This window comes from Oceanobacter antarcticus, from assembly GCF_044962685.1.
In the GTDB taxonomy this organism is placed as follows: domain Bacteria; phylum Pseudomonadota; class Gammaproteobacteria; order Pseudomonadales; family Oceanobacteraceae; genus Oceanobacter; species Oceanobacter antarcticus.
Genome location: NZ_JBBKTX010000067.1, coordinates 1 through 526, shown reverse-complemented (window position 1 = coordinate 526; position 526 = coordinate 1). Strand labels below are relative to the sequence as shown.

The window sequence follows — 526 nt, the reverse complement described above, 5'->3', positions numbered from 1 at the left end:
TCACTACTGTCCGGTTAACCAAATCCCAGACCCAGCTGCCCTGTATCATCCGGCAAATCCGGTGGTTTTCTGAACACCTCCAGCAGCGGCATTCGCTGCATAAGTACCGATCCCAGTCGGATTGACACATTCCCCAAACGCCTTTCAGGGGCCACGCCTTGCTGGATCAGACGCAACAGCACATAGCTGATCATCGCCACTAAAACCTGCAATTTGACGGCGTTTTCTGACGTACCATAGAACTGTTTGATCTTGAGATTCTGCTTGATCCACTTGAAAAACAATTCAATCTGCCAGCGCTGTTTGTACAAATCCGCAATCGCCAGAGCGCTGCGTTTCAGGTCATTAGTGATGAAGACCAGCTCCTTGTCATCCTGCTGACGATGAAACACGACTCGCCTCAAGGTGCGGCCTTTCAGATACGATCGGGTCTTGTAACACACTTCGATTTTTTCATCCCTCACCACACCCACCCCTTTCGGTGGCAGAGACTTCGTGACCTTGTAATTCATATCTTTCTTCATCC

1 protein-coding gene is annotated in these 526 nt (G+C 49.8%); it reads right to left on the bottom strand.

What is annotated here, in order from left to right; genetic code table 11:
* Positions 1–14 precede the first annotated feature (14 nt).
* Positions 15–526, bottom strand: a 512-nt coding sequence (locus tag WG929_RS20925) for a transposase (RefSeq protein WP_416207616.1), incomplete at its 5' end; no start/stop codon positions are given.